A 22511-nucleotide genomic window follows, 5' to 3' on the forward strand; every position below is an offset into this window, starting at 1 on the left:
CAGTCGCTTCCGCCGGTCCGGCAGCGCGAGTACACGGGTGGGGGCACGACAGCACGATGGCTCAGGGCACGGTCCAGGTGACGCACGGCGGGGCCTCGCGGTGGCGGCGGCGCTCCGGTGAGTATCCGACGCTGACCGCCGCGCTCGCCGTGGCGGGCGACGGCGACGTGCTGTCCATCGCCCCCGGCACCTACCGGGAGAACCTGGTCCTGCGTCATGCCGTCACCCTGCGCGGGCCCGAGGGGGCGGTGGCCGGGTCGGTGCGCATCGCCCCGCTCGACGGGGTCGCGCTGACCGTTCGCGCCTCGGCCGTGGTCCAGGACCTGTACCTGGAGGGAGCCGACCGGACGGCGCCCGCCCTGCTCGTCGAGGAGGGCTCGCCGGAGCTCACGGGCCTGCGCGTGCACACCCGTTCGGCGTCCGGCATCGAGGTGCGGAGCGGGGCCAGGCCCCTGGTGCGTCGGTGCACGGTGGAGAATCCGGCCGGGGTCGGGATCTCCGTCGTGGACGGTGGGGGCGGGGTGTTCGAGGAGTGCGAGGTGGTCGCCGCCGGTCAGGCCGGCGTCTCGGTGCGCGGCGGGCACCCGCGCCTGGAGCGCTGCCGGATCCACCACGCCGTCGGCGCGGGCATCTCGGTCACCGGTGAGGGCTCGGGCCTGGAGGCGCTGGGCTGTGAGGTGTACGAGGTCAAGGGCGCCGGTGTGCAGGTCGCGGCGCGCGCGGCGGCCCGCCTCACCGACTGCGCCGTGCACCGTACGTCCGCCGACGGGGTCACCCTCGACACCGACGCGGTGCTGACGCTCACCGGCTGCGACATCCACGACATCCCGGAGAACGCCGTCGACCTGCGCTCGCGTTCGGTGCTCACCCTCAGCCGCACCACGGTGCGCCGGTTCGGGCGCAACGGCCTGTCGGTGTGGGACCCCGGGACCAGGGTGGATGCCGAGTCCTGCGAGATCCACGAGAGTACGGGCGACTATCCGGCGGTGTGGGTGAGCGACGGGGCCACCGCCTCGCTGGACTCCTGCCGCCTGCACGACGTGCCCGACGCGCTGTTCGTCCTGGACCGGGGCTCGCGCGTGGACGTGGTCGACAGTGATCTGTCGCAAGTCCGCAACACGGCCGTCTCGGTGAGCGACGGAGCGAGCGTGCAGCTCGACGACTGCCGGATCCGGGAGGCGGGCACCGGGGCGTGGTTCCGCGACCACGGCAGCGGTGGCGCCCTGGCCAACTGCACCATCGACGCCGTGCAGACGGGCGTGATCGTCACGAAGGGCGCCGATCCCACCCTGGAGCGGTGCACGGTGACCTCCGCCGCCGAGGCCGGGTTCTACGTGTCGGCGGGCGGCCGGGGCACCTTCACGGCCTGCCGGGTGACGGGCAGTTCCGGTTTCGGCTTCCACGTCATCGACGGCTGCCGCACCACGCTCACCCGGTGCCACACCGAGCGCTGCGCGCGCGGCGGCTACGAGTTCGCGGAGGACGGCCCGCTCGCCGAGGGGTGCACCGGCGACGAGGCCGGTACGGGGCCCGCGGCGCGGGCGGCGGGCGGGGCGCTCGCCGGGGCGCGGCAGGCGGGCGGGGGGCAGCGTACGGCCACGGTGGTACAGGGCCCGGCGGGGCAGCCCGCGGACCGGGTACCGGCCTCCCGGGCCGGGGAGGTGCCGGATCCGGCCGGGACGCCGGCCGCGGGGCAGGTCCCCCGCGGCTCGGGCGAGGTGCTGGGGCAGCTCGACGCGCTGGTCGGGCTGGACAGCGTCAAGCGCGAGGTGCGGGCCCTCACCGACATGATCGAGGTCGGGCGCAGGCGGCAGCAGGCGGGCCTGAAGGCGGCCTCGGTGCGCCGGCACCTGGTCTTCACGGGCTCCCCCGGTACGGGCAAGACCACGGTCGCACGCCTCTACGGGGAGATCCTGGCCTCTCTGGGGGTGCTGGAGCGCGGCCACCTGGTCGAGGTGTCCAGGGTGGACCTGGTCGGCGAGCACATCGGGTCCACGGCGATCCGTACGCAGGAGGCCTTCGACCGGGCGCGGGGCGGGGTGCTGTTCATCGACGAGGCGTACGCGCTGGCCCCGGAGGACTCGGGCCGGGATTTCGGGCGCGAGGCGATCGACACCCTGGTGAAGCTGATGGAGGACCACCGGGACGCGGTGGTGGTGATCGTCGCCGGGTACACGGAGGAGATGGAGCGCTTCCTGACGGTCAACCCCGGGGTGGCGTCGCGTTTCTCCCGCACCATCACCTTCGGGGACTACGGGCCGTCGGAGCTGCTGCGGATCGTGGAGCAGCAGGCGGAGGAGCACGAGTACCGGCTCGGCGAGGGCACCGGGGAGGCGCTGCTGAAGTACTTCACGGAGCTGCCCAAGGGCCCGGCCTTCGGCAACGGCCGGACCGCGCGCCAGACCTTCGAGGCGATGGTGGAGCGGCACGCGGGACGGGTCGCGCAGCTGGCGGACCCGGACAAGGACGAACTCACCCTGCTGTTCCCGGAGGACCTGCCGGCCCTGCCGTCCTCGTGCTGACCCCTTGCACGGGGACATCTGACGGGCGGTCGGCTATGGTGCGCGGCACGCGCGCGGCGCGTCCGGCGCCGCAGGCCTCGGCCGTACGCCGTAGCCGTAAGCCACAGCCGTACGCCGTACGTCTCACCGCAGGGGGTAACGCATGGCCCGCCGACTCCGTCCCGCGGGGCTCGACTTCGTCGACCGCGCCCCGGTCCGCCTGGCCTTCACGGCCCGGACCGCGGCCCCGCCCGGCGCCGTGTACCGGGCGCTCGCGGAGGAGGTGACGGCCTGGCCGGCGTGGTTCCGGGCGGTCACCGTGGCCCGGCCGACGGGGGGCGGGACGGGCCGGGAGATACGGCTGGTGGGCGGGGTCCGCTTCCGGGAGACGGTCGTGGCCGCCGACCCCGGGCTGCGCTACGCCTACCGGGTCGACGAGACCAACGCGCCGGGCGTGAGCGCCCTGGTGGAGGAGTGGCTGCTGGCCCCCCTGCCGGGCGCGCTGCCCGACGCCCCGGGCACCTTCGTCCGCTGGACCTTCGCGGCCGACGGCCCGGCCCCCTTCCGCCTGGCGCTGGCCGCGGCCCGCCCGGGCCTCCGCCGGTCCTTCCGTACGGCGGTGCGCGCCCTGGACGCCCGGCTGGCGGCCCGTACCCGCGGCTGAGGCCCCGCCGCCGGGCTCAGGCCTCGGGCTCGCGCCAGTCGCCGGTCTCCAGCAGGGTCCGGATCGTCTTGGAGTACGGGGCGATGTCGAGGCTCTGGGCCGCCAGCCACTCGTCCGAGTAGTACTTGTCGAGGTAGCGGTCGCCCGGGTCGCAGAGCAGGGTCACGACGCTGCCCGTGCGGCCCTCCGCCACCATCTCGGAGACGATCTTCAGGGCGCTCCACAGGCCGGTGCCGGTGGAGCCGCCGGCCTTGCGTCCTATGGCCTGTTCCAGGGCGCGGCAGGCGGCGACGGACGCCGCGTCCGGCACCTTCATCATGCGGTCGATGGCGCCCGGCACGAAGCTCGGCTCCATCCGCGGCCGGCCGATGCCCTCGATGCGCGAGCCGCAGTCGCTGCTCGCGTGCGGGTCGTTGTTGGTCCACCCGTCGAAGAAGCAGGAGTTCTCCGGGTCCGGGACGCAGATGCGGGTGTCGTGCTGCATGTAGTGGACGTAGCGCGCGATGGTCGCGGAGGTGCCGCCGGTGCCGGCCGTGGCCACGATCCAGGCGGGCTCGGGGTACCGCTCCAGACGCAGTTGCTGGTACATCGACTCGGCGATGTTGTTGTTGCCGCGCCAGTCGGTGGCGCGCTCGGCGTAGGTGAACTGGTCCATGTAGTGGCCGCCGGTGCGGGCCGCCAGGTCGGCCGACTCCTCGTACATCTTCATCGAGTCGTCGACGAAGTGGCACTCGCCGCCGTGGAATTCGATGAGGCGGCACTTCTCCGGGCTGGTGGTCCTCGGCATCACCGCGATGAACGGGACGCCGATCAGCTTGGCGAAGTACGCCTCCGAGACCGCGGTGGAGCCGCTGGAGGCCTCGATGACCGGGCGGCCGGGGCGGATCCAGCCGTTGCAGAGCGCGTAGAGGAACAGCGAGCGGGCGAGGCGGTGCTTCAGGGAGCCCGTCGGGTGGGTGGACTCGTCCTTCAGGTACAGGTCGATGCCCCACGCCTCGGGCAGCGGGAAGCGCAGCAGGTGGGTGTCGGCGGAGCGGTTGGCGTCCGCCTGGACCTTGCGCACGGCCTCCTTGAGCCAGGCGCGGTAGTCGGCGTCGCTGCGGTCGACGTCGACCGTCGTCGTCACCGTGCTTCCGGCCGTGTTCGAGGCCGGTGTACCGGTGGTGCCGGTGGTGCTCATGCGCCTTGCTCCTTTGTCGGTTCCAGGGCCCCCTCCTTTCGCAATGTACCCTCCTCACCTGCGCAAATGATTGCTTTGGGTTTCCATGCGGATCGCTTTCGGCCCTATTCCGCCGCGTTCGGTTGCAGGCGGCGCCACCGTGGGTGACCCTGGTACTCGCGTCACCGAGGGTGCAGCACCCGTAACAATGATGTCGGGGAGTCGCAGCCGTGATCAGTCATTCCCGCAGGCACTGCGTCGTCGAACTGCAGGCCTTGCCAGCGCGGATCGGTCAGGTCCGCAGGATCGTCTCCGCACAACTGCGCCACTGGCAGCTCGACCCGCTCATAGACCGGGCTGCGCTCGGCGTGACGGAGCTGCTCAGCAACGTCCACCGCCATGCGCAGCCGGACAAGGCGTGCACGGTCGAGATCGAGCTCCGCCTCGGGCGGCTGACCGTCTCCGTCCACGACAGCGATCCCCGGCTGCCCGTCCGCCGGACGGCCGACGGCCTGGAGACCTGCGGGCGCGGACTGGCGCTCGTCGAGGCGGTCAGCGAGGCCTGGGGGGCCCGGCACCGGCCGGACGGGCCCGGCAAGGTGGTGTGGTTCTCGATGCGGGCGGCCCCCGCACCGGCGACGCCGACGCGCACGGTCAGTATCGGGGTGAAGAAGACCGTACGCGGACCCGCTCGCCCGGTGCTCGCCGCCGTCGACGCCCGGGCCGTCGGGACCGGCGTGCCCGCGTCGGTCACGGCCGGCACCGGGCCCGGCTGACTCCCCCGCGGGCCCCGGCCCCACCCCCGGACCCCGGCCCGGACACCCGGCCCCCGCAGGGGCGCACCGGCCCGGCCGCCCGGCTCAGGGGACGGCCCGGCCCACGGCTCAGGCGGCGGCGCCCAACGCCCCCAGCGGATCGTCCAGGACGGGCTGCCACGCCAGCTCCGCCGCCCCGACCAGGCTGTTGTGGTCGAGGGTGCACGGCAGGATCGGCACGCCCCCGCTGCGCCCCCACAGGCTGCGGTCGGCGACCACCGCCCGCAGCCGCTCCGGGTCGGCGTACAGCAGCTCCCGGTGCAGTCCGCCGAGGATGATCCGGTCCGGGTTCAGGATGTTGACCAGGCCCGCGAGGCCCAGCCCGAGCCGGTCGATGAGCTCCTCGGCGGCCGCCCGGACCGACGGCTGCGCGTACTCGGCGCGGAGCAGGTCACGGGCCTGCGCCAGCAGCGACACCTCGGGCCCCGGCGTACGGCCGGCCGCGGTCAGGAAGGCCAGCGGGTCGGCCTCCACGTCCAGGCAGCCCCGGCTGCCGCAGTGGCAGGCCCGCCCCTCGGGATTGACGGTGAGGTGGCCGACCTCCAGGGCCAGGCCCGCGCTCCCGCTGTGCAGCCGGCCGTCGAGCACCAGGGCCCCGCCCACCCCGCGGTGTCCGGTGGCCACGCAGAGCAGGTGCTGGGCGCTGCGGCCCGCGCCGTGCCGGTGCTCGGCGAGCGCGGCGAGGTTCACGTCGTTGCCGGTCAGGGCCGGCCCGTCGATGCCGGCCGCCTTCACGCACTCGGCGAACAGGGCCCGTACCGGAGAGCCGGGCGGCCAGGCCAGGTGCAGCGGGTTGAGGGCGGTGCCCTCGGGCTCCGCGACCGCCGAGGGCACCGCGAGGCCCGCGCCGACGCACCGGCGCCCCGACTCGGCGAGCAGCCGGGCGCCCGCGTCGACGACCGCGCCGAGCACCTGCGCGGGGTCGGCGGAGACGGTGAGCTTGCCGGGCGCGGTGGCCACGATCCGCCCGCCGAGACCCACCAGCGCGGCCCGGAACCCGTCGGGGTGGACCTGTGCGGCCAGCGCCACGGGGCCGTTCTCGTCGACGGCGAGCCGGTGCGAGGGGCGGCCCTGGGTGCCGCCGGCACCGCCGGGGCGGGAATCGACGCGGATCAGGCCGAGCGCCTCCAGCTCGGCGGCGACGGCTCCGGCGGTGGCACGCGTCACGCCGAGCTCGGCCGTCAGCACCGCCCGGGTGGGGGCCCGGCCGGTGTGGACGAGCTCCAGCGCCGGGCCGAGTGCGCCGCGGCCCCGTTCCAGCTTGGTCCTCGCGGACGCCGCCGACGCCGTGGTCGCGTCCCCCGCCCCCGGCGGGGCCCCGTTGCCGTTCATGAGGGGATCCTCGCACGACCGGGCGGCGGTGCCCGCCCCGGCTATACGTCCAGGCCACCGACCCGCAGGGTGATGTTGAGGCGTCCCTTCAGGCCCAGACCCGGCGGGGCGGTCCCGGGCAGCACCTTCGGCACCCCGTGGTAGGCGAGCCGGCTCGGTCCGCCGAACACGAACAGGTCTCCGCTGCGCAGCTCCACGTCCCGGTACGGGCGCCCCCGCGAGACGGTGTTGCCGAAGCGGAAGAGGCAGGAATCACCCAGGCTGAGGGAGACGACCGGGGCCCCGGACCGTTCCTCCGCGTCCCGGTGCATGCCCATCCGGGAGTCGCCGTCGTAGAAGTTGACCAGGGCGATGTCGTACGCCTCCGCGTCCGGCGGGGGCGATCCGTACGCGGCGGTGACCGCCTGCCGTCCCAGCTCGGCGAGCCACCCCGGCATCGGCTTGACCGGCGCGCCGTCCCCGTCGACGGCGGTGCGCGCGTAGGCGTACGGGTACCAGTGCAGGCCCAGGCACACCTGCCGGGCGGTCATCGTCCCGCCCCCGGGAGTGCGTACGGTGCGCAGTCCGGCGGGCGGGCGGGCCCACGCACGGCACGCGGCGAGGAGTTCCCGCTGGCGCCGGGGCGCGAGCCAGTCGGGCAGGTGCACCGCGCCGGGTGCGATCTCGGTCCGCTCGCGCGGGAAGAGTTCCCCGTCCACCCTCCCATTGTCGGGGGCTGCTGGCAGACTCGCGGCATGAAGATCACCGAATACACGGAGAGCCTGGCCCGGGAGGGCGAACTGCTCGCCGATCAGGCCGAGCGCGCCGGTACGGACGTCCTGGTGCCGACCTGTCCCGAGTGGCGGGTCGCCGACCTGCTGCGGCACACCGGCTCGGTGCACCGCTGGGCCGCCGGGTACGTGCGGGACGGGCTGGTGGAGCCGGTGCCGTTCCCGGAGCCTCCGGAGCTGGCCGGGGCGGAGCTGCTCGCCTGGTTCCGGGAGGGGCACGCGGAACTGGTCCGCTCCCTGTCCGAGGCCCCGGCCGGGCTGGCGTGCTGGACCTTCCTGCCGACGGCGCCGCCGTCGCCGCTGGCCTTCTGGGCACGGCGGCAGGCGCACGAGACGACCGTGCACCGCTTCGACGCCGAGTCCGCGCGGGGTGTCGCCCTCTCGGCGGTGGACCCGGCCTTCGCGGAGGACGGGGTGGACGAGCTGCTGACCGGCTTCCACGCCCGGCCGCGCAGCCGGGTACGGACCGAGGAGCCGCGGGTGCTGCGGGTCCGTGCGGCGGACACGGGCGCGGTGTGGACGGTCCGCCTGTCCAAGGAGCCGGCCCGTACGGTACGCGGCGACACCGGCGAGGGGGCGGACTGCGAGGTGACCGGGGAGGCGTCCTGGCTGTACGCGGCCCTGTGGAACCGCGTCCCGCTCGCCGGCCCGGGCGTACGCGGCGACGAGTCGCTGGCACGGCTGTGGCAGGAGACGGCGGGGATCTGACGCCGGGACGGTGCGGCCCGGGGAGGCCGGCCGGGGCGGCCTGCCGGGGTGCCTGCGACGCCGGGCCCGGCCCGGTGCCGGCGGCTCCGGTGCCGGCGGCTCCGGTGCCGGCCGGGCCCGGTGCCGGCGCGCGGGCCCCGGCGCGGCGGAAATTCCCCGTGCGGACGGGACACCGGCTTGGCAGGCTGGGCCCCATGGCTTCCCATACCTCCCCCGGCTCCCCGACCTCCCCCGACTGGATCACCACCCCGGTGCACGAGCGCTTCCTGCGCGGCGCCCTGGAGCTCGAACGCACCCCGCTCGGGCTGCTCCCGCACCGGCTGCCCGCCCGGGCCCGCGCCCAGTGCGCCGACGGGCAGCTGGCCATGGCCGAGGCGCAGCCCTCCGGGGTGCGGCTGGTGTTCCGCACCCGGGCGACGGCCGTCGAACTGGACGCGGTGCGCACCAGGACGGCCTACCGGGGTGCCCCGCCGCGCCCCGACGGCGTGTACGACCTGCTCGTCGACGGCCGGCTGACCGGCCGGGGCTCGGTGACCGGTGGTCACGTCCTCATGGTGGACATGGCCACCGGGTCGGCGGAGCGCGTCCCCGGCCCGGCCGGCACGGTCCGCTTCTCCGGTCTGCCCGACCGGCTCAAGGACGTGGAGATCTGGCTGCCGCACAACGAGGTCACCGAGCTGGTGGCCCTGCGGACCGACGCCCCCGTCGAGCCTTCCCCGGACCGGGGCCGCCGGGTCTGGGTCCACCACGGGAGTTCGATCAGCCACGGCTCCGACGCGGCGAGTCCCAGCACGACCTGGCCGGCCCTGGCCGCCGCCCGGGGCGGGGTGGAGCTGGTCAACCTGGGCTTCGGCGGCAGCGCGCTGCTCGACCCCTTCACCGCGCGCGTCCTGCGGGACACCCCCGCCGACCTGATCAGCGTCAAGATCGGCATCAATCTGGTCAACCACGACCTGATGCGCCTGCGTGCCTTCGGCCCCGCCGTCCACGGCTTCCTCGACACCATCCGCGAGGGCCACCCCGTCACCCCGCTGCTGCTGGTCTCACCGGTCCTCTGCCCGATCCACGAGGACACGCCCGGACCCACCGCCCCCGACCTCGGCGAACTCTCCGCGGGCAGGCTCCGGTTCCGGGCCGCGGGCGATCCGGCGGAGGTCCCCGCGGGCAAGCTGACCCTCAGGGTCGTGCGGGAGGAACTGGCCCGCATCGTGCGGGAACGCGCGGCCGACGACCCGAACCTGCACCACCTCGACGGGCTCGGCCTCTACGGCGAGGCCGACTTCGCCGCTCTCCCCCTCCCCGACGGCCTCCACCCGGCCCCGGCCGCCCACCAGCTCATCGCCGACCGCTTCGCAGCCCACGCCTTCGCCCCGGAAGGCCCCTTCGCCCCCGGTCGTCAGCCTTGGAGCTCGTAACACGACCGTGCTGAGCTGTGGTGGCTGGGTCGTCAGCGAATCAGGTAGCGCGAGACCGTCTTCGCCAGGTCCCGATGCCACTGCTGAACGCGGGAATTGCGGCGGGCATTGACCTCGCCCTCGACGGTCGAGCCGTCGTGCAGCGTGACCGTGACATGCAGCCGGGACCTGCGGACGGTGTCATGGGTGATGTCGGCGATCTCTGACCAGGACAACTCGCTCTCCGTGCCTCTCTGATCGAGGTCCTCATCGGTCTCGATCTGATCCACCGGCAGCCCGCGTCCATGGAGTGTCAGCAGTACCCCGTCGGCATCAACCACGATGTTGGAATCCCTGTCCGCCGCGATGAACACCTCATCGTCCGGCACAGGCACCTGTCCGGATCCCCGCTCCGTCCCCACCGCGGCGACGGTGGGCACGTACGGGGGCGTGGGCGGCCCTGGAGGCACAAGCCGGTATGACGTCGCTGTTCCTGTTGACTCGTCGAAGTAGTCGAGGAGCTGGGCCGGATCCGGCCGGCGATCCGGGTTCTTCTCCAGGCAGGACGCCACCGCTTCCCGCAGTAGGGCCGGGACGGTGCTCAGATCGGGCGCCTCGTGCACCGAGCGGTACATCAGTCCCATCGGTGTCCCCTCGCCGAACGCGCTGCCACCTGACGCTGCCACCAGGACCGCGCCCAGCGCGAATACGTCGGCCGCGCCCGTGACGTCGGCGCCCATCGCCTGCTCGGGTGCGAGGAAGCCCGGCGTTCCAGAGGCGTGGCCCGTCGCCGTCAGACGCGTGGATTCCACCGCCCGGGCGATCCCGAAGTCGAGGACACGGGGCCCGTCGGCGGCCATGATGATGTTGCCGGGCTTCAAGTCGCGGTGGACCAGGCCACAGTCATGGATCGCCGCCAGGGCTTCTGCGAGTGCCGCACCGAGTCCCTTCAGCTCCAGTGCGTCCATGGGGCCTTGGGAGTGAATGTGTTCCGCGAGCGTTGGCCCCGGTACATATGCGGTGGCCAGCCAGGGAGGGTTCGCGTCCGGGTCGGCGTCGACGACCGGCGCCGTGTGGAAGCCGCCGACAGCCCGCGCCGCGGTCACCTCCGCCCGGAACCGGGCACGGAAGTGGACATCGGAGGCGAGTTCAGCCCGCGCGACCTTGACCGCGACGGCACGCCCCCCGCGCGACCGGGCCAGATACACGATCCCCATGCCGCCCTCGCCGAGCCGGCGCTCGATCACGTAGGGACCAATGCGCTGCCCGTGTGCCGCCTGTCCCCCGGCTTCCTGCCGCCCCGTCGCACTCACTCGATCCCCCGAGCCTGTTCGGATGACCTCTGGTGAAGGGATCATCTCACTCACGGTCCACGATGCGGCCCTCGTCAGCCACCGCCAGCAGATGAGGCTGCGCCCAACGCACTCGGGGCGCTTAGAACTCGCAACGAAATGATCTCCACGGTGGTTGACTTCGGAACTGATGGTCCGAGGTGCGGGGTGGTTCGGTCGAAGCCCTGCCAAGACGACGACGAGTTGTGGGCGGTACACGCTGCGCCGCGGAGAACTCAAAATGCGTCGACAGCGCCTCTCGGCACCGGGCAAAGTGGCCACCCGTGACGAGCAGTGAACTGTGGACCCGCGCGACCGCCGACCGCTACGACGCCGAGGAGGCCGCAGCGTCCTCGGCTGCCGTTCTCGGACCGACCCTCGCCTTCCTCGCCGAGCTCGCCGGAGACGGCCGGGCACTGGAGTTCGCCATCGGGACCGGACGCGTGGGCGTCCCGCTCCGGGAACGCGGCGTGCCGGTGGTGGGCATCGAACTGTCCGAGCACATGGCGGCGGTGCTGCGGCGCAAGATCGACGAGGACACCCTCCCGGTGGCCATCGGGGACATGGCCACCACTGTCGTTCCGGGCGGGTTCACCCTGGTCTATCTCGTCTACAACACCATCACGAACCTGCTCACGCAGGACGAGCAGGTCGAGTGCTTCCGCAACGCCGCACGGCATCTGGAGCCCGGCGGCCGATTCGTCATCGAGCTGGGTGTGCCGCCGCTGCGGCTCCTGCCGCCCGGCCAGGTCGCGGTGCCGTTCGATGTCTCCCAGCAGCATCTCGGCTTCGACACCTTCGACCTGGTCGAGCAGATCCTCGTCTCGCACCACTTCACCCGCGACGGCGACGACGGCCATTACCGCCGCGAAAACTCCCGGCACCGGTACGCCTGGCCGGCGGAGCTCGACCTGATGGCACGGATCGCCGGGCTCGAGCTGGAACGTCGCGTTGCGGACTGGGACGGGGCGCCGTTCACCCAGGACTCCGCGAAGCACGTCTCCGTGTGGCGCAAGCCGGCCTGAGGTCGGCCACCGGGCCGTCAACGTCGGTCGTGTCGGTCTTGAACTTCTATCGGGAGGTCAGGCGTCGCCAGCAGATCGGTGCGCATCCGAGGGTGAGGAAGGCTTCGTGGATGTCGTCGCGGATCTCCCAGCGGATCCGCAGGCGGCGGAACCAGCGCAGGTGAGCGAATGTTCCCGAGCTCCTGCGGCCTATGCTCCCAGGCGACCCCGGTGTGCAGGACGAACAGGATGCCCTGGAACACCAGCCGGTCCGGATGCCGCCTTCATCCGGGGCGCCGGGGCCGACGCTCCACCTTCGGTAGCAGCACGGCTCGAAGGTCCGCTGATCACCGACGCCTTAGTACTCCAGTGCGGTTTCGTGATCCACCCGCTGACTGAGCAAGCGAGCCGTCGCCGGCGGTGGCTGCTCCGGGTCAGGCATGGTGGCGCGCGAGGCTGCGACGCATCCGAAGATGACGGTGGCCGACGTTGCCGACGTGCGCCAGGGCGAGTGGCAGTGAATGCCTCATCCCGATTGTTTGGTGCGCAGGGGAAATGTAGCGCGCGATCATGACACTGATCGGAAACGCCACTGACCAGGCGCCGGCGAACCCGGCCGCCACCGACGACATGCTGGCCACTCAGCCGGTCGGCTACTGGAGCGGCCTGGCCCATGCGACCGTCACGCGACATCTGCGTGATGCGATGGCCAGGATCGATGTCACGCAGCCGCAGTACTGCGTGCTCAACCGCGTGAACGGCGGCCCCGTGGCGCCGAGCCGCGAGGAAGTCGTCACTTCTCTCACGCACCTCGCCGACGGGCCGCATGAGATTGCCAGAGTCGTGGACCAGTTGCTCCACCATGAGTGGCTCAGGACCGATGACGGGCAGCGCCTGCACCTCACGGGTGCCGGGGAGGCCGCCAGAACGCGGCTCCGTGAGCCGGCGGCCGAGGTACGCGCCGTAGTCCACCAGGGCATCAGCGACGAGGAGTACGTGGCCACGCTCAAGGTACTGCGCAAGATGGTGGCCAACGTCGAGGGCGACGGGGCTCCGGGCAGTCCGTCCTGATGACGCGATCTTGTGCCGCCCCGGCTGGGAACGAGCACGGCCACGGCATAGTCATCGGTTGGTGTGTGGACAAACGACGATCGTGCGATGGCCACTGGCCATAGTGTGAACCCCGCCCGCTCGCAGGCGATGTTCGACCAGGCCATGGACCGGATCGCGGGACGGTTCAGCCGAGTTGAGCCAGGGGCCACTGCCCGCGCCTACCTGCTCGGGCTGCTGTCGCAAGTGGAGCGGAAAACCGCTGTCTTCGGCCCACCGCCCCTGACAGCTGCCAGGCTTCTGCACTGGTCTGCCTGACGCAGACACCACCAGGCAACAGCCCGCCGCAGCCACTACCGACGACGGTCGGCTGACGAACCCCCCGGATAGATCACGAAACCGCACTGGAGCATGAGGCGGGGTCATCCGTACGGCCCACCGCGCGTGCGGCCCGGGCCGGTGCCGGGGATGGTCGAGGGGGCGGGCGACCGGAGGAGGAGCCTTGACGGAACTGGCCCGGATTCCCCTGGCGGGCGGCGGCACCCTCCTCGTCGAGGCTCCGGCCACGGTGGGGGGACCCGTCAGGGCGGGGCGCTTCGGCGATGCCGTTCACCAGCTGCCCCAGACACTTCAGGAGGCCCTGGGGTCGGTCAGGGAGGCGGCGCGCGTCACCCTCGAGCAGCTGCGCAAGGCCGGGCCTGACGGGATCTCGTTCGAGTTCGGTGTCGACCTCGCGTTCGAGGCCGGGGTCGTGATCACCAAGAGCACGGCCAACTGTCACCTGAGGGTGACCATGACCTGGGAGCGGGACGCGCCGGGCCGTCGGGCCGAGGACGAGCGGCCGGGCTGATCCCCTGGACGTTTCCGGCGTGGCCCGGCCCCCGGTCCGGACCGGCCGGGCCGTCGGCCGCGGCTTCACCCCGCAGGAGTGGCCGGCGTACCCGCGGGACGGGTCAGCCGGCCGGGTCCGTTCCGCCCAGGGTTGCCGCGTAGGCGGTCTGGGGTCCGTACTTCCAGCCGGGGCTGGTGTTCCACGGGTTGGGCATGGCCACGCTCGTCGCGTACGCGTAGCCGGCGCCGCGGATGAAGGCGGTGCGGAGGGCGGCGCGCATGGCGGTGGTGTCGGGCACCTCGTGCACGAGGTGCCAGAACGCGGTGCCGGTCGGGTCGAGTTCGGCGCCCTGGCGGTAGGCACCGTGGGCGTCGAAGACGTTGCCCGGCCATCCGCCCGCCGTGTAAGCCGCGTACGTGTTCTCGTAGGTGACGAAGACGTCGGCGGTGCGGTGACCCGGCTCCAGGTAGCAGTCGGCGATGGCGGTGCCGGGGTTGTTGACGACGAGGTCGTCCACGTCCGGGTCGGCGGCGTGCATGGTGTCCTGGACGTAGCGGCGCAGTGCCGCGTAGTGGTCGCGGGTGGCGTTGCCGGGGCCGCAGTCGCGGCTCACCACGTCGAAGAAGATGCCGTCGACGTGCAGCCGGCCGTCCCCGGCGCCGGAAGGCCGCAGGTAGTTGTCGATGGAGGCCCTGACGGCCGCCGGGTCCCGCCTGCCGTGGTCGGTGTGGACGTAGCCGAGGACCTTGGTTCTCTCGCCGGTGGCGGTGGTCCTGGCCCGCAGGGCGTCGGCGCGGGCGCGCCAGCGGCCGTCGAAGGGGGCGTCGCCGTTGCCGGGGTTGAGGACGACCACGGAGGCGGCGGGGGTGGTGGCGGTGAGCGCGGCCAGCATCGGGGCGTCGGCCCGGACGTAGGCGGGTACGCCGATCTCCAGGCCGCGCACGCCGGGTATCCGGGGAGCGGGCGTGGCCGACGGGGCTGTCTGTCTCGCGGAGGCGGTCACCGCCGGCGCCGGTGCGGCGAGCAGCACGGTCACGGCGACGGCGCACAGGGACCTCAGTACGCGGGCGGGGGTCACGGCTGTTCCTCCGGCTGCGGCGGTGCGGGACCCCAGGAACACTAGACGCGCGGAATCCCGGTCAACGGCGAACCACCCGGATCGGTATGAGGAACAGACAAGCGACTTGTCACCACGGCCCTGTCATACGGCGGGCAGTCCCACGGAGTGCGCCAGCTGCCCGGTGGCGTGCGCGAAGAAGGCCTCCCGCTCCTCGACGACCCTGTCGAACTGGCCGAACAGCTCGAAGGAGACGAGGCCGACGAGCTGCGCGCAGGCCGCGACCAGGGCGGCCGTCACTTCCGGGGGCAGGCCTTCGGCGAAGTCGGCGGTCATCCGGTGGGCTTCGGCGCGCAGGGCGGCGGGCAGGGGCGGCAGGGCGAGGCCGCGGCCTTCGTAGGCGGTGCGGAGGATGCCGATGAGGACGTTGGCCACGCGGGCGGCGGGGCCGACCGTGTCGAGGGGGGCGGTGTAGCCGGGGACCGGCGAGCCGTAGATGAGGGCGTACTCGTGCGGGTGGGCCAGTGCCCAGGTACGGACGGCCGCGCAGACCGCGGTCCAGCGGGAGCGGGGCGGGGCGCCGGCGGCGAGGGCGGTGGCGTCGGCGGCTTCCGCGGCGGAGCCCAGGCTGTCGTAGGCGTCGATGATCAGCGCGGTGAGCAGCTCGTCGCGGCTGGGGAAGTAGCGGTAGAGGGCCGAGGACACCATGCCCAGCTCGCGGGCGACGGCGCGCAGCGAGAGTTTGGCGGCGCCCTCGGCCGCGAGCCTGCGGCGGGCCTCGGCCTTGATGGCGGCGGTGACCTCGACACGGGCCCGTTCCCTGGCTCCTCGCACGGTGCTCATGCGGATCAGTGTGCCACGCGAGCAGAGCGGTGCACGAAAAGCAGAGCGGTGCTCATCGTAGAGAGCACCGCTCTTGTTTTGGCGCTCTGATCCGTGCACACTGATCTCAAGCGAGAGCAGTGCTCTCTCAATGCGTCCCGGAGGCCACCATGAACGCGCCCGCCCCGTACTACGCCCAGGCCGGCCGCTTCGCCGTCCGCTTCAACGCCCTGTTCGGCAAGCTCGCCCGTCTCGGCCTCAGCCTGGCCGGCTCGGCCGAGCTGTCGGTGCGCGGCCGTACCTCCGGCCGGATGCAGCGCGTCCCCGTCAACCCGCACACCCACGAGGGCGACCAGTACCTCGTCTCGGCCCGCGGCCACTCCCAGTGGGTCCGCAACATGCGCGCGGCGGGCGGCGGTGAGCTGCGCGTGGGCCGCAAGGTCCGTAGCTTCACCGCCCTGGAGCTGACCGACCCGGCGGAGAAGGCGGCCGTCCTGCGCACCTACCTGGAGAAGTGGGGCTGGGAGGTCAACCGGTTCTTCCAGGGCGTCACCGCGAAGTCCACTGACGCCGAGCTCAGGGCGGCCGCCGGGGACCACCCGGTCTTCCGCGTCACGGTGTCCCACTGAGCCGCCCGGCCCCCGCCGGACCCCGCCGGCACGCCCGGCCGGGATCCCCGCTCCCGGACGTGCCGAAGCGCCGGCCCCGACGGACCCCGCGCGGCGGAGCGCACCTCCTCGGTGCCCCCGGCGTACGCGGACGTCGCCGGGTACCGGCGCCTCGGCGTAGCAGTCTCCCCGCGCCTACCCGCGGCGGCCCCGCGCGTGACGGTCGTCCACCAGCTGCAGTGCCTTGCGCGCCAGCGGGTGCGTACGGACCAGATCGGGCAGGGTCGTCGAGCCGCGGGTGATGCGGGCGAAGGCCGTCCAGGCGGGCCGCAGGCCCGTGAGCGCGGCGTGGAGCAGCCCCGGGCGGGCCTCGAAGACGGCCAGCATCCGCTTGCCGACGGCCATTTCGACACCCAGCCCGGCCTTGACCGCGAAGGCGTAGTTGAGCGCCTGGCGGCGCGCGTCCACCGCGTCCTGCGCCTCGGAGATCTTGACCGCCCACTCCCCCGCGAGCCGTCCCGAGCGCAGCGCGAAGGAGATGCCCTCCCGCGTCCACGGCTCCAGGAGACCGGCCGCGTCACCGGCCACCAGCACCCGGCCGCGCGAGAGCGGGGAGTCGGGCTTGCGGCAGCGGGTCAGGTGACCGGAGGAGACGGCCGGTTCGAAGCCGGCCAGACCCAGCCGGGCGATGAAGTCGTCGAGGTACCGCTTGGTGGCGGCGCCCTCGCCCTTCGCCGAGATGACCCCGACGGTGAGCGTGTCGCCCTTGGGGAAGACCCAGCCGTAACTGCCGGGCAGCGGACCCCAGTCGATCAGGACGCGGCCCTTCCAGTCCTCGGCCACCGTCTCCGGTACCGGGATCTCCGCCTCCAGGCCGAGGTCGACCTGGTCCGTCTCCACACCGACGTGGGCGCCGATCCGGCTGGCACTGCCGTCGGCGCCGACCACGGCCCGCGCCAGGACGGTCTCGCCGTCGGCGAGCACCACGGCGACCGTGCGGCGGTCCGGCACGGCCGCGCCGTGCTGCTCGACCCGGGACACGGCCGTGCCCGTGCGGAGGGTCGCGCCGGCCTTCTCGGCCTCCGCGACCAGGGCCGCGTCGAACTCGGGCCGGTTGATGAGCCCGAACAGCATGTGCTTCGAGCGGCGGGTCCGGGCCAGCCTGCCGTTGAGGGAGAAGGTGACCGCGTGGATGCGGTCCTCGAGGGGCAGGGCGAAGCCCGGGGGAAGGGCGTCGCGCGAGGGGCCGATGATGCCGCCGCCGCAGGTCTTGTACCGGGGCAGCTCCGCCTTCTCCAGCAGCAGGACGCTCCGCCCCGCCGCGGCCGCGGCGCGCGCCGCCGACGCTCCGGCCGGTCCGGCGCCGACCACGACGACGTCCCACACCTCTCCGGCGCCCTCGGCGGCCTCCGCGGCCGCCCCTTCGGCCGTCTCCCCGGCCGTCTCTGCCGGGGTGCCCTCGTCCGCCCCCCGAGCGGCCTGCTCTGCGCTTGCGCCGTTCACGTCGTCGTCGCTGCTCACGATGTGCGTCTGCTCCTGATCACCCGGTTGCTCCGATGCCGTGGAAATCCTACGGCGAGCCGCCGCCTCGTCCCTCTGTGCGAGGATCGTGACAGTCTTTCGCCTTGCATTCGCCGTACCCCGGCACTCATCACAACGTCGCACCCACGAGGAGCGTGCCCATGTCCCAGAATCCGATCGCCGAGACCGTCGCCTCGCTCATGCCCCGCGCCAAGGCGGAGCTGACCGAGCTGGTGGCCTTCCAGTCGGTCGCGGACTGGGCCCAGTTCCCGCAGAGCGAGAGCCACGCCGCCGCGAACTGGGTGGCCGACGCCCTGCGCGCCGAGGGGTTCCAGGACGTGGCGCTGCTCGACACCCCGGACGGCACGCAGTCCGTGTACGGATTCCTGCCCGGTCCCGAGGGCGCCCCGACCGTTCTGCTGTACGCGCACTACGACGTGCAGCCGCCGCTGGACGACGCCGCCTGGATCTCCCCCGCCTTCGAGCTGACCGAGCGCGACGGCCGCTGGTACGGGCGCGGTGCCGCGGACTGCAAGGGCGGGTTCATCATGCACCTGCTCGCGCTGCGCGCCCTGAAGGCCCACGGCGGGGTGCCGGTGAACGTGAAGGTGATCGTCGAGGGCTCGGAGGAGCAGGGCACCGGCGGCCTCCAGCAGTACGCCGAGGCCAACCCCGAGCTGCTGGCCGCCGACACCATCGTCATCGGCGACGCGGGCAACTTCCGCCTCGGGCTGCCGACGGTGACGGCCACGCTGCGCGGGATGACCCTGATCAAGGTCAGGATCGACACCCTGGGCGGCAACCTGCACTCCGGCATGTTCGGCGGTGTCGCCCCCGACGCGCTCGCCGCACTGATCCGCCTGCTGGACTCGCTGCGCTCCGAGGACGGTTCGACGACCGTGGACGGTCTGGCCTCGGACGCGGTGTGGGAGGGCCTGCAGTACCCGGAGGCGGACTTCCGCGCCGACGCGAGGGTGCTGGACGGTGTCGAGCTGATCGGTGAGGGCACGATCGCCGACCGGCTGTGGGCCCGTCCCGCCGTCACCGTGCTCGGCATCGACTGCCCGCCGGTGGTCGGCGCGACCCCCTCGGTGCACGCGAGCGCGGGCGCCCTGATCAGCCTGCGCGTGCCGCCGGGCGTGGACACCTCCGAGGCCATCAAGCTGCTGGAGGCGCACCTGGTGGCGCACACCCCGTGGAAGGCCCGCCTGGAGCTGGAGGTCGTGGGCCAGGGCCAGCCCTTCCAGGCGGACACGAGCAGCCCGGCGTACGCGTCGATGGCGGCGGCCCTGCGGGAAGCGTACGACGGCCAGGAGATGCAGATCAGCGGCATGGGCGGGTCGATCCCGCTGTGCAACACGCTGACCTCGCTGTACCCGCGGGCGGAGATGCTGCTCATCGGGCTGAGCGAGCCGGAGGCGCAGATCCACGCGGTGAACGAGAGCGTCTCCCCCGAGGAGCTGGAGCGGCTGTCGGTCGCCGAGGCCCTGTTCCTGGTGAACTACGCGGCGTCCAAGGCCGTCTGACGCCGGCGGGCGTGACCCTTCGTACGCCCGGGGCGCGGTGCGCCCCGGGCGTGCTCTGCTTGCGGCTAAGTCGCGTGCCCGCGGCGGCCCGGCTGTCTACGGTCGTCGTCATGGATCTCGTAGAGGTACTCCCGGACCGGCTCCACATGCTGCGCTTCTCCATCGGCCAGGCCTATCTCTGGCAGGACGGCGGGGTGCTCACCCTGATCGACGCCGGCCATGCCGGATCCGCCGACGCCATCGAGCAGGCGATACGTTCCCTCGGGCTGGCGCCCGAGCGGCTGGAGCGGATCGTGCTGACGCACTGCCACCGCGATCACGTCGGCGCCGCCGGTGAGCTCGCCGCCCGCTGGGGTGCGCGGGTGCTGGCCCACCGGCTGGACGCCCCGGTGGTGCGCGGCGAGCGGCCGGTCCCCGAACCGGTGCTGCTGGACTGGGAAGTCCCGCTGTACGCGCACGGGCTGACGGCCCCGCCGGCGCCGCCGACCCGGGTCGACGGGGAGCTGGAGGACGGCGAGGTGCTGGACTTCGGCGGCGGGGCGGTGGTGGTCCACGCCCCGGGCCACACGCCGGGCAGTATCGGGGTGCACCTGCCGGCGCACGGGGTGCTGTTCACGGGGGACTGCGCGGCCGGGGTGGGCCAGGTGATGCTGGGCGTCTTCAACGCCGACCGGGCCGGGGCGGTCGCCTCCTTCCGCCGGCTGGCCGCCCTCGCCCCGTCCGTGGCCTGCTTCGGCCACGGTGACCCCTGGACCGAGGACACCGCGAAGGCGCTCCACGCGGCGGCGGAGGCGGCCACGGTCTGAGCCCCGCCCGCCGGGACCGCCGCCGGGACCGCCACGCGGCCGGTCCCGGTGTCACGGGGTGGGGCGGCCGGACTCCAGGTAGAGCGGGTGGCCGCGCTCGCGGGCGCGCAGGGCCCAGCGCAGCCGTTCGTAGCGCTGCGGCGGCAGGAGTCCGGCGGCCTCCTCTTCCGTGACGAAGCGCCAGGCCCGCAGTTCCGGTCCGGGCAGCCGCAGCCGGGCGGCCTCCGCCTCCGGCAGCCGCCCGCCGTCGAACAGCAGCCGCAGGCCCCCGTACGCCGGGGAGCGGGGCGGCTCCCAGTCGACCACCAGCAGTCCCGGGACCCGCTCCAGCGTCAGGCCCAGCTCCTCCGCGACCTCCCGTACGCCCGCCCGCGCCGGAGCCTCGCCCGCCTCGACCACCCCGCCCGGGAACTCCCAGCCCGGCTTGTACGTCGGATCCACCAGGAGGACCCGGTCCCGGTCGTCGAAGAGCAGCACCCCCGCCGCCACCGTCTCCCGCGTCGGCTCCGGGGTCTGCACGATGTCGCAGACGGCCGCCGTGTCGGTGCGTACGGCGTCGGCGATCCGCTGCGCCGTCTCCCGTACCGTCAGGTGCCCGTTGTCGATGAGGTGCGCGTCGGCCGCGAGCCACCCCAGCGCCTGCCGGTACGCCGGGATGTGGTCGTACGCCCACTGGCGGACCCGTACGTCCACCTCCTGCGGCGCCCCCGGCTCCTGACGGGTGGCGATGCGCTGACGCAGGATCGTTTCCTCCGGGGTGAGCACTACGTGCCGCACCGCGATCCGGCGCGCGGCGAGACCGCCGAAGATCTCGTCGCGGTACTCCTGCCGCAGCAGCGTCATCGGCACGACCAGGATCCCGCCGAGCTCCGCCAGCATCGCCGCCGCCGTGTCCACGACGAGCCGCCGCCAGCTCGGCAGGTCCTGGTAGTCGTCGACCTCCGCGAGGCGTTTGGCCGGCAGGAGCCGACGCAGCGCGTCACCGATGAGCTCCGGGTCGTACAGGCTGCTGTCCGGCAGGAGTCCGGCCAGTTCGCGGGCCGTGCTGGTCTTCCCGGCACCGAAAGTGCCGTTGATCCAGACAATCACGTCTACCCCTCTCCCTATGGCTCGCCTCCGAACCCCCCGGTGCTTGCCCGCCCCACCCTGCCACGGAAACCCACCCGCCGGCCGAGTGCTTATGCTCGGGGGCGGGGCCGAGATCACAGCCGAGGTCGGAGCCCTTCCGTGCCGCCGCCACCTCCGGAGGTTTCCCCACCGTGCCGCAGACCCGCCCCCCGTCCGAGCCCCGCTACGGCAACCGGCCGACCATGAAGGACGTGGCGGCCAGGGCGGGCGTCGGCCTCAAGACGGTCTCACGGGTCGTCAACGGCGAGCCGGGGGTGACCCCCGACACCGAGCGCCGGGTGCAGGAGGCCATCGAGGAGCTCGGGTTCCGGCGCAACGACAGCGCGCGGGTGCTCCGCAAGGGCCGTACCGCCACCGTCGGGCTGGTCCTGGAGGACCTCGCCGACCCCTTCTACGGTCCGCTCAACCGGGCCGTGGAGGAGGTGGCCCGCACCCACGGCGCCCTGCTCATCAACGGCTCCAGCGCCGAGGACCCGGACCGGGAGCGGGAGTTGGCCCTCGCGCTGTGCGCCCGCCGGGTGGACGGGCTGATCGTGATCCCCGCCGGGGACGACCACCGCTACCTGGAGCCCGAGATCCGCGCGGGTGTGGCCACCGTGTTCGTGGACCGCCCGGCGGGCCGGATCGAGGCCGACGTCGTCCTGTCGGACAGCTTCGGCGGCGCCCGGGACGGGGTGGCGCACCTGATCGCCGCCGGGCACCGGCGGATCGGGTTCATCGGCGACCACCCCCGCATCCACACCGCCACGGAACGCCTGCGCGGCTACCGCGAGGCGATGGAGCAGGCGGGCCTGCCGGTGGCCGGGGCCTGGGTCTCCCTCGGCTCCACCGCACCGGACCGGGTGGCGGCGGCGGCCGGGGCGATGCTGGCGGGCCCGGAGCCGGTCACCGCCGTCTTCGCGGGCAACAACCGGGTCACCGTCACCGTCGTACGGGCCCTCGCGGCGCTTCCCCGGCCGGTGGCGCTGGTCGGCTTCGACGACTTCGAGCTCGCCGACCTGCTGCGCCCGGGCGTCACGGTCGTCGCCCAGGACCCGGCCGCCCTGGGCCGGGTGGCCACGGACCGCCTCTTCCAACGCCTGGCGGGCAGCAACCTCCCCCCGACCCGCATCGAACTCCCCACCCGCCTCATCCCCCGCGGCTCGGGCGAGATCCCGCCGGTCACCGGATGAGCGCCCGCAGCCCGGGCACCGCTCCGCCGGTGGCGGTGAGCCCGGCGAGGACGGCGAGCGGAGCCGGCACCCCGCCGAGGTAACTCAGCCCGCCGGTGACGGAGCCGGCGAACAGGGCGCCGAGGAGCACGACGGCGGCGTGCAGGGTCAGGAGGGGCGGATCGGTGTCGTGGGATGTGGTCATGCCGTGATTCCACCGCCGTTCCTTCCCGCACGCCGCTCCCACCGGACGAACCCGTACCGCCTGCGGACGCCGCCGGACAGCGCCGTATCCCGTCGCTGACCGGCACTGTTCGGGATTGTCCGGCGGA

Annotated in this window: 21 protein-coding genes and 1 pseudogene; 12 read left to right on the forward strand and 10 right to left on the reverse strand. The window is 73.5% G+C overall.

Going from position 1 to position 22511, the window contains the following annotated elements; all coding sequences use genetic code 11:
* The first annotated feature begins 56 nt into the window (after window positions 1-56).
* Complete coding sequence (locus ACZ4WZ_RS01870; protein ID WP_467884003.1) at window positions 57-2522, forward strand: right-handed parallel beta-helix repeat-containing protein; 2466 nt, start codon at window positions 57-59, stop codon at window positions 2520-2522.
* Between the two features lie 142 nt (window positions 2523-2664).
* Entirely contained in the window at window positions 2665-3165 is a 501-nt protein-coding gene (locus ACZ4WZ_RS01875) for an SRPBCC family protein (protein WP_467884004.1), read from the forward strand.
* 16 nt (window positions 3166-3181) lie between these two features.
* Here the strand turns inward: ACZ4WZ_RS01875 and ACZ4WZ_RS01880 are convergent, their stop codons facing one another.
* Window positions 3182-4345: a PLP-dependent cysteine synthase family protein gene (locus ACZ4WZ_RS01880; RefSeq protein ID WP_467884006.1), complete on the reverse strand. Its 1164-nt coding sequence runs from the start codon at window positions 4343-4345 to the stop codon at window positions 3182-3184.
* 209 nt (window positions 4346-4554) lie between these two features.
* Here ACZ4WZ_RS01880 and ACZ4WZ_RS01885 point away from each other — a divergent pair, with 209 nt between their 5' ends.
* On the forward strand, window positions 4555-5100 hold the full coding sequence (locus ACZ4WZ_RS01885) for an ATP-binding protein (RefSeq protein WP_467884008.1): 546 nt from the start codon (window positions 4555-4557) through the stop codon (window positions 5098-5100).
* 108 nt (window positions 5101-5208) lie between these two features.
* Here the strand turns inward: ACZ4WZ_RS01885 and ACZ4WZ_RS01890 are convergent, their stop codons facing one another.
* Window positions 5209-6471: an ROK family protein gene (locus tag ACZ4WZ_RS01890; protein ID WP_467884010.1), complete on the reverse strand. Its 1263-nt coding sequence runs from the start codon at window positions 6469-6471 to the stop codon at window positions 5209-5211.
* Window positions 6472-6512: 41 nt separating this feature from the next.
* Window positions 6513-7169, reverse strand: a complete 657-nt coding sequence (locus ACZ4WZ_RS01895) for an alpha-ketoglutarate-dependent dioxygenase AlkB family protein (RefSeq protein WP_467884012.1) — start codon at window positions 7167-7169, stop codon at window positions 6513-6515.
* A gap of 36 nt (window positions 7170-7205) precedes the next feature.
* Here ACZ4WZ_RS01895 and ACZ4WZ_RS01900 point away from each other — a divergent pair, with 36 nt between their 5' ends.
* Both ACZ4WZ_RS01900 and ACZ4WZ_RS01905 read left to right on the forward strand, forming a co-directional pair.
* Window positions 7206-7949 (forward strand): maleylpyruvate isomerase family mycothiol-dependent enzyme, encoded by a 744-nt coding sequence (locus ACZ4WZ_RS01900; RefSeq protein ID WP_467884013.1) that lies wholly within the window; start codon window positions 7206-7208, stop codon window positions 7947-7949.
* A 194-nt stretch (window positions 7950-8143) separates the two neighbouring features.
* The gene (locus ACZ4WZ_RS01905; protein WP_467884015.1) at window positions 8144-9364 is read left to right on the forward strand and encodes a GDSL-type esterase/lipase family protein; all 1221 of its coding nucleotides are present in this window, start codon (window positions 8144-8146) and stop codon (window positions 9362-9364) included.
* 32 nt (window positions 9365-9396) lie between these two features.
* On the opposite strand, the gene ACZ4WZ_RS01910 is transcribed toward ACZ4WZ_RS01905, so the two are convergent.
* Complete coding sequence (locus ACZ4WZ_RS01910) at window positions 9397-10590, reverse strand: serine/threonine-protein kinase (RefSeq protein WP_467884017.1); 1194 nt, start codon at window positions 10588-10590, stop codon at window positions 9397-9399.
* 368 nt (window positions 10591-10958) lie between these two features.
* Between ACZ4WZ_RS01910 and ACZ4WZ_RS01915 the strand changes: the two genes are divergently transcribed.
* Window positions 10959-11699, forward strand: a complete 741-nt coding sequence (locus ACZ4WZ_RS01915; protein WP_467884019.1) for a class I SAM-dependent DNA methyltransferase — start codon at window positions 10959-10961, stop codon at window positions 11697-11699.
* Window positions 11700-11745: 46 nt separating this feature from the next.
* Here ACZ4WZ_RS01915 and ACZ4WZ_RS01920 read toward each other — a convergent pair.
* Window positions 11746-11871: pseudogene (locus tag ACZ4WZ_RS01920) on the reverse strand (IS5/IS1182 family transposase); the annotation flags it as partial.
* A 377-nt stretch (window positions 11872-12248) separates the two neighbouring features.
* On the opposite strand from ACZ4WZ_RS01920, the gene ACZ4WZ_RS01925 reads away from it, so the two are divergent.
* Together ACZ4WZ_RS01925 and ACZ4WZ_RS01930 are read left to right on the forward strand one after the other, a co-directional pair.
* Window positions 12249-12749, forward strand: coding sequence for a MarR family winged helix-turn-helix transcriptional regulator (locus ACZ4WZ_RS01925; protein ID WP_467884021.1), 501 nt, complete (start codon window positions 12249-12251; stop codon window positions 12747-12749).
* A 481-nt stretch (window positions 12750-13230) separates the two neighbouring features.
* The gene (locus tag ACZ4WZ_RS01930; protein ID WP_467884023.1) at window positions 13231-13578 is read left to right on the forward strand and encodes a CU044_2847 family protein; all 348 of its coding nucleotides are present in this window, start codon (window positions 13231-13233) and stop codon (window positions 13576-13578) included.
* 103 nt (window positions 13579-13681) lie between these two features.
* Here the strand turns inward: ACZ4WZ_RS01930 and ACZ4WZ_RS01935 are convergent, their stop codons facing one another.
* A complete protein-coding gene (locus ACZ4WZ_RS01935; protein WP_467884025.1) occupies window positions 13682-14638 on the reverse strand; it encodes a spherulation-specific family 4 protein in 957 nt (318 codons plus the stop codon).
* Window positions 14639-14761: 123 nt separating this feature from the next.
* Window positions 14762-15460: a TetR/AcrR family transcriptional regulator gene (locus tag ACZ4WZ_RS01940; RefSeq protein WP_467884027.1), complete on the reverse strand. Its 699-nt coding sequence runs from the start codon at window positions 15458-15460 to the stop codon at window positions 14762-14764.
* 149 nt (window positions 15461-15609) lie between these two features.
* Here ACZ4WZ_RS01940 and ACZ4WZ_RS01945 point away from each other — a divergent pair, with 149 nt between their 5' ends.
* The gene (locus tag ACZ4WZ_RS01945; protein ID WP_467884029.1) at window positions 15610-16068 is read left to right on the forward strand and encodes a nitroreductase family deazaflavin-dependent oxidoreductase; all 459 of its coding nucleotides are present in this window, start codon (window positions 15610-15612) and stop codon (window positions 16066-16068) included.
* A gap of 174 nt (window positions 16069-16242) precedes the next feature.
* Here the strand turns inward: ACZ4WZ_RS01945 and ACZ4WZ_RS01950 are convergent, their stop codons facing one another.
* Window positions 16243-17433, reverse strand: a complete 1191-nt coding sequence (locus tag ACZ4WZ_RS01950; protein ID WP_467884213.1) for a geranylgeranyl reductase family protein — start codon at window positions 17431-17433, stop codon at window positions 16243-16245.
* Window positions 17434-17729: 296 nt separating this feature from the next.
* On the opposite strand from ACZ4WZ_RS01950, the gene ACZ4WZ_RS01955 reads away from it, so the two are divergent.
* Window positions 17730-19094, forward strand: a complete 1365-nt coding sequence (locus ACZ4WZ_RS01955; RefSeq protein WP_467884031.1) for a M20/M25/M40 family metallo-hydrolase — start codon at window positions 17730-17732, stop codon at window positions 19092-19094.
* Between the two features lie 110 nt (window positions 19095-19204).
* A complete protein-coding gene (locus ACZ4WZ_RS01960) occupies window positions 19205-19900 on the forward strand; it encodes an MBL fold metallo-hydrolase (protein WP_467884032.1) in 696 nt (231 codons plus the stop codon).
* Window positions 19901-19951: 51 nt separating this feature from the next.
* Here the strand turns inward: ACZ4WZ_RS01960 and ACZ4WZ_RS01965 are convergent, their stop codons facing one another.
* The gene (locus tag ACZ4WZ_RS01965) at window positions 19952-20989 is read right to left on the reverse strand and encodes an NUDIX hydrolase (RefSeq protein WP_467884034.1); all 1038 of its coding nucleotides are present in this window, start codon (window positions 20987-20989) and stop codon (window positions 19952-19954) included.
* A 221-nt stretch (window positions 20990-21210) separates the two neighbouring features.
* Here ACZ4WZ_RS01965 and ACZ4WZ_RS01970 point away from each other — a divergent pair, with 221 nt between their 5' ends.
* Window positions 21211-22200 (forward strand): LacI family DNA-binding transcriptional regulator, encoded by a 990-nt coding sequence (locus tag ACZ4WZ_RS01970; RefSeq protein ID WP_467884215.1) that lies wholly within the window; start codon window positions 21211-21213, stop codon window positions 22198-22200.
* On the opposite strand, the gene ACZ4WZ_RS01975 is transcribed toward ACZ4WZ_RS01970, so the two are convergent.
* Window positions 22190-22384 (reverse strand): hypothetical protein, encoded by a 195-nt coding sequence (locus ACZ4WZ_RS01975; RefSeq protein WP_467884036.1) that lies wholly within the window; start codon window positions 22382-22384, stop codon window positions 22190-22192. The two genes, ACZ4WZ_RS01970 and ACZ4WZ_RS01975, sit on opposite strands and share 11 nt — an antisense overlap.
* Window positions 22385-22511: the final 127 nt, after the last annotated feature.

The sequence above is a fragment of the Streptomyces sp. NPDC029122 genome (genome assembly GCF_055569445.1).

Excerpts from the sequence above, each read along its gene's own strand:
- ACZ4WZ_RS01870 (WP_467884003.1), top strand. The coding sequence starts at position 57 with ATGGCTCAGGGCACGGTCCAGGTGACGCACGGCGGGGCCTCGCGGTGG.
- ACZ4WZ_RS01940 (WP_467884027.1), bottom strand. The coding sequence starts at position 15,460 with ATGAGCACCGTGCGAGGAGCCAGGGAACGGGCCCGTGTCGAGGTCACC.
- ACZ4WZ_RS01875 (WP_467884004.1), top strand. The coding sequence starts at position 2,665 with ATGGCCCGCCGACTCCGTCCCGCGGGGCTCGACTTCGTCGACCGCGCC.
- ACZ4WZ_RS01975 (WP_467884036.1), bottom strand. The coding sequence starts at position 22,384 with ATGACCACATCCCACGACACCGATCCGCCCCTCCTGACCCTGCACGCC.
- ACZ4WZ_RS01955 (WP_467884031.1), top strand. The coding sequence starts at position 17,730 with ATGTCCCAGAATCCGATCGCCGAGACCGTCGCCTCGCTCATGCCCCGC.
- ACZ4WZ_RS01905 (WP_467884015.1), top strand. The coding sequence starts at position 8,144 with ATGGCTTCCCATACCTCCCCCGGCTCCCCGACCTCCCCCGACTGGATC.
- ACZ4WZ_RS01970 (WP_467884215.1), top strand. The coding sequence starts at position 21,211 with ATGAAGGACGTGGCGGCCAGGGCGGGCGTCGGCCTCAAGACGGTCTCA.
- ACZ4WZ_RS01925 (WP_467884021.1), top strand. The coding sequence starts at position 12,249 with ATGACACTGATCGGAAACGCCACTGACCAGGCGCCGGCGAACCCGGCC.
- ACZ4WZ_RS01960 (WP_467884032.1), top strand. The coding sequence starts at position 19,205 with ATGGATCTCGTAGAGGTACTCCCGGACCGGCTCCACATGCTGCGCTTC.
- ACZ4WZ_RS01900 (WP_467884013.1), top strand. The coding sequence starts at position 7,206 with ATGAAGATCACCGAATACACGGAGAGCCTGGCCCGGGAGGGCGAACTG.
- ACZ4WZ_RS01945 (WP_467884029.1), top strand. The coding sequence starts at position 15,610 with ATGAACGCGCCCGCCCCGTACTACGCCCAGGCCGGCCGCTTCGCCGTC.
- ACZ4WZ_RS01890 (WP_467884010.1), bottom strand. The coding sequence starts at position 6,471 with ATGAACGGCAACGGGGCCCCGCCGGGGGCGGGGGACGCGACCACGGCG.
- ACZ4WZ_RS01880 (WP_467884006.1), bottom strand. The coding sequence starts at position 4,345 with ATGAGCACCACCGGCACCACCGGTACACCGGCCTCGAACACGGCCGGA.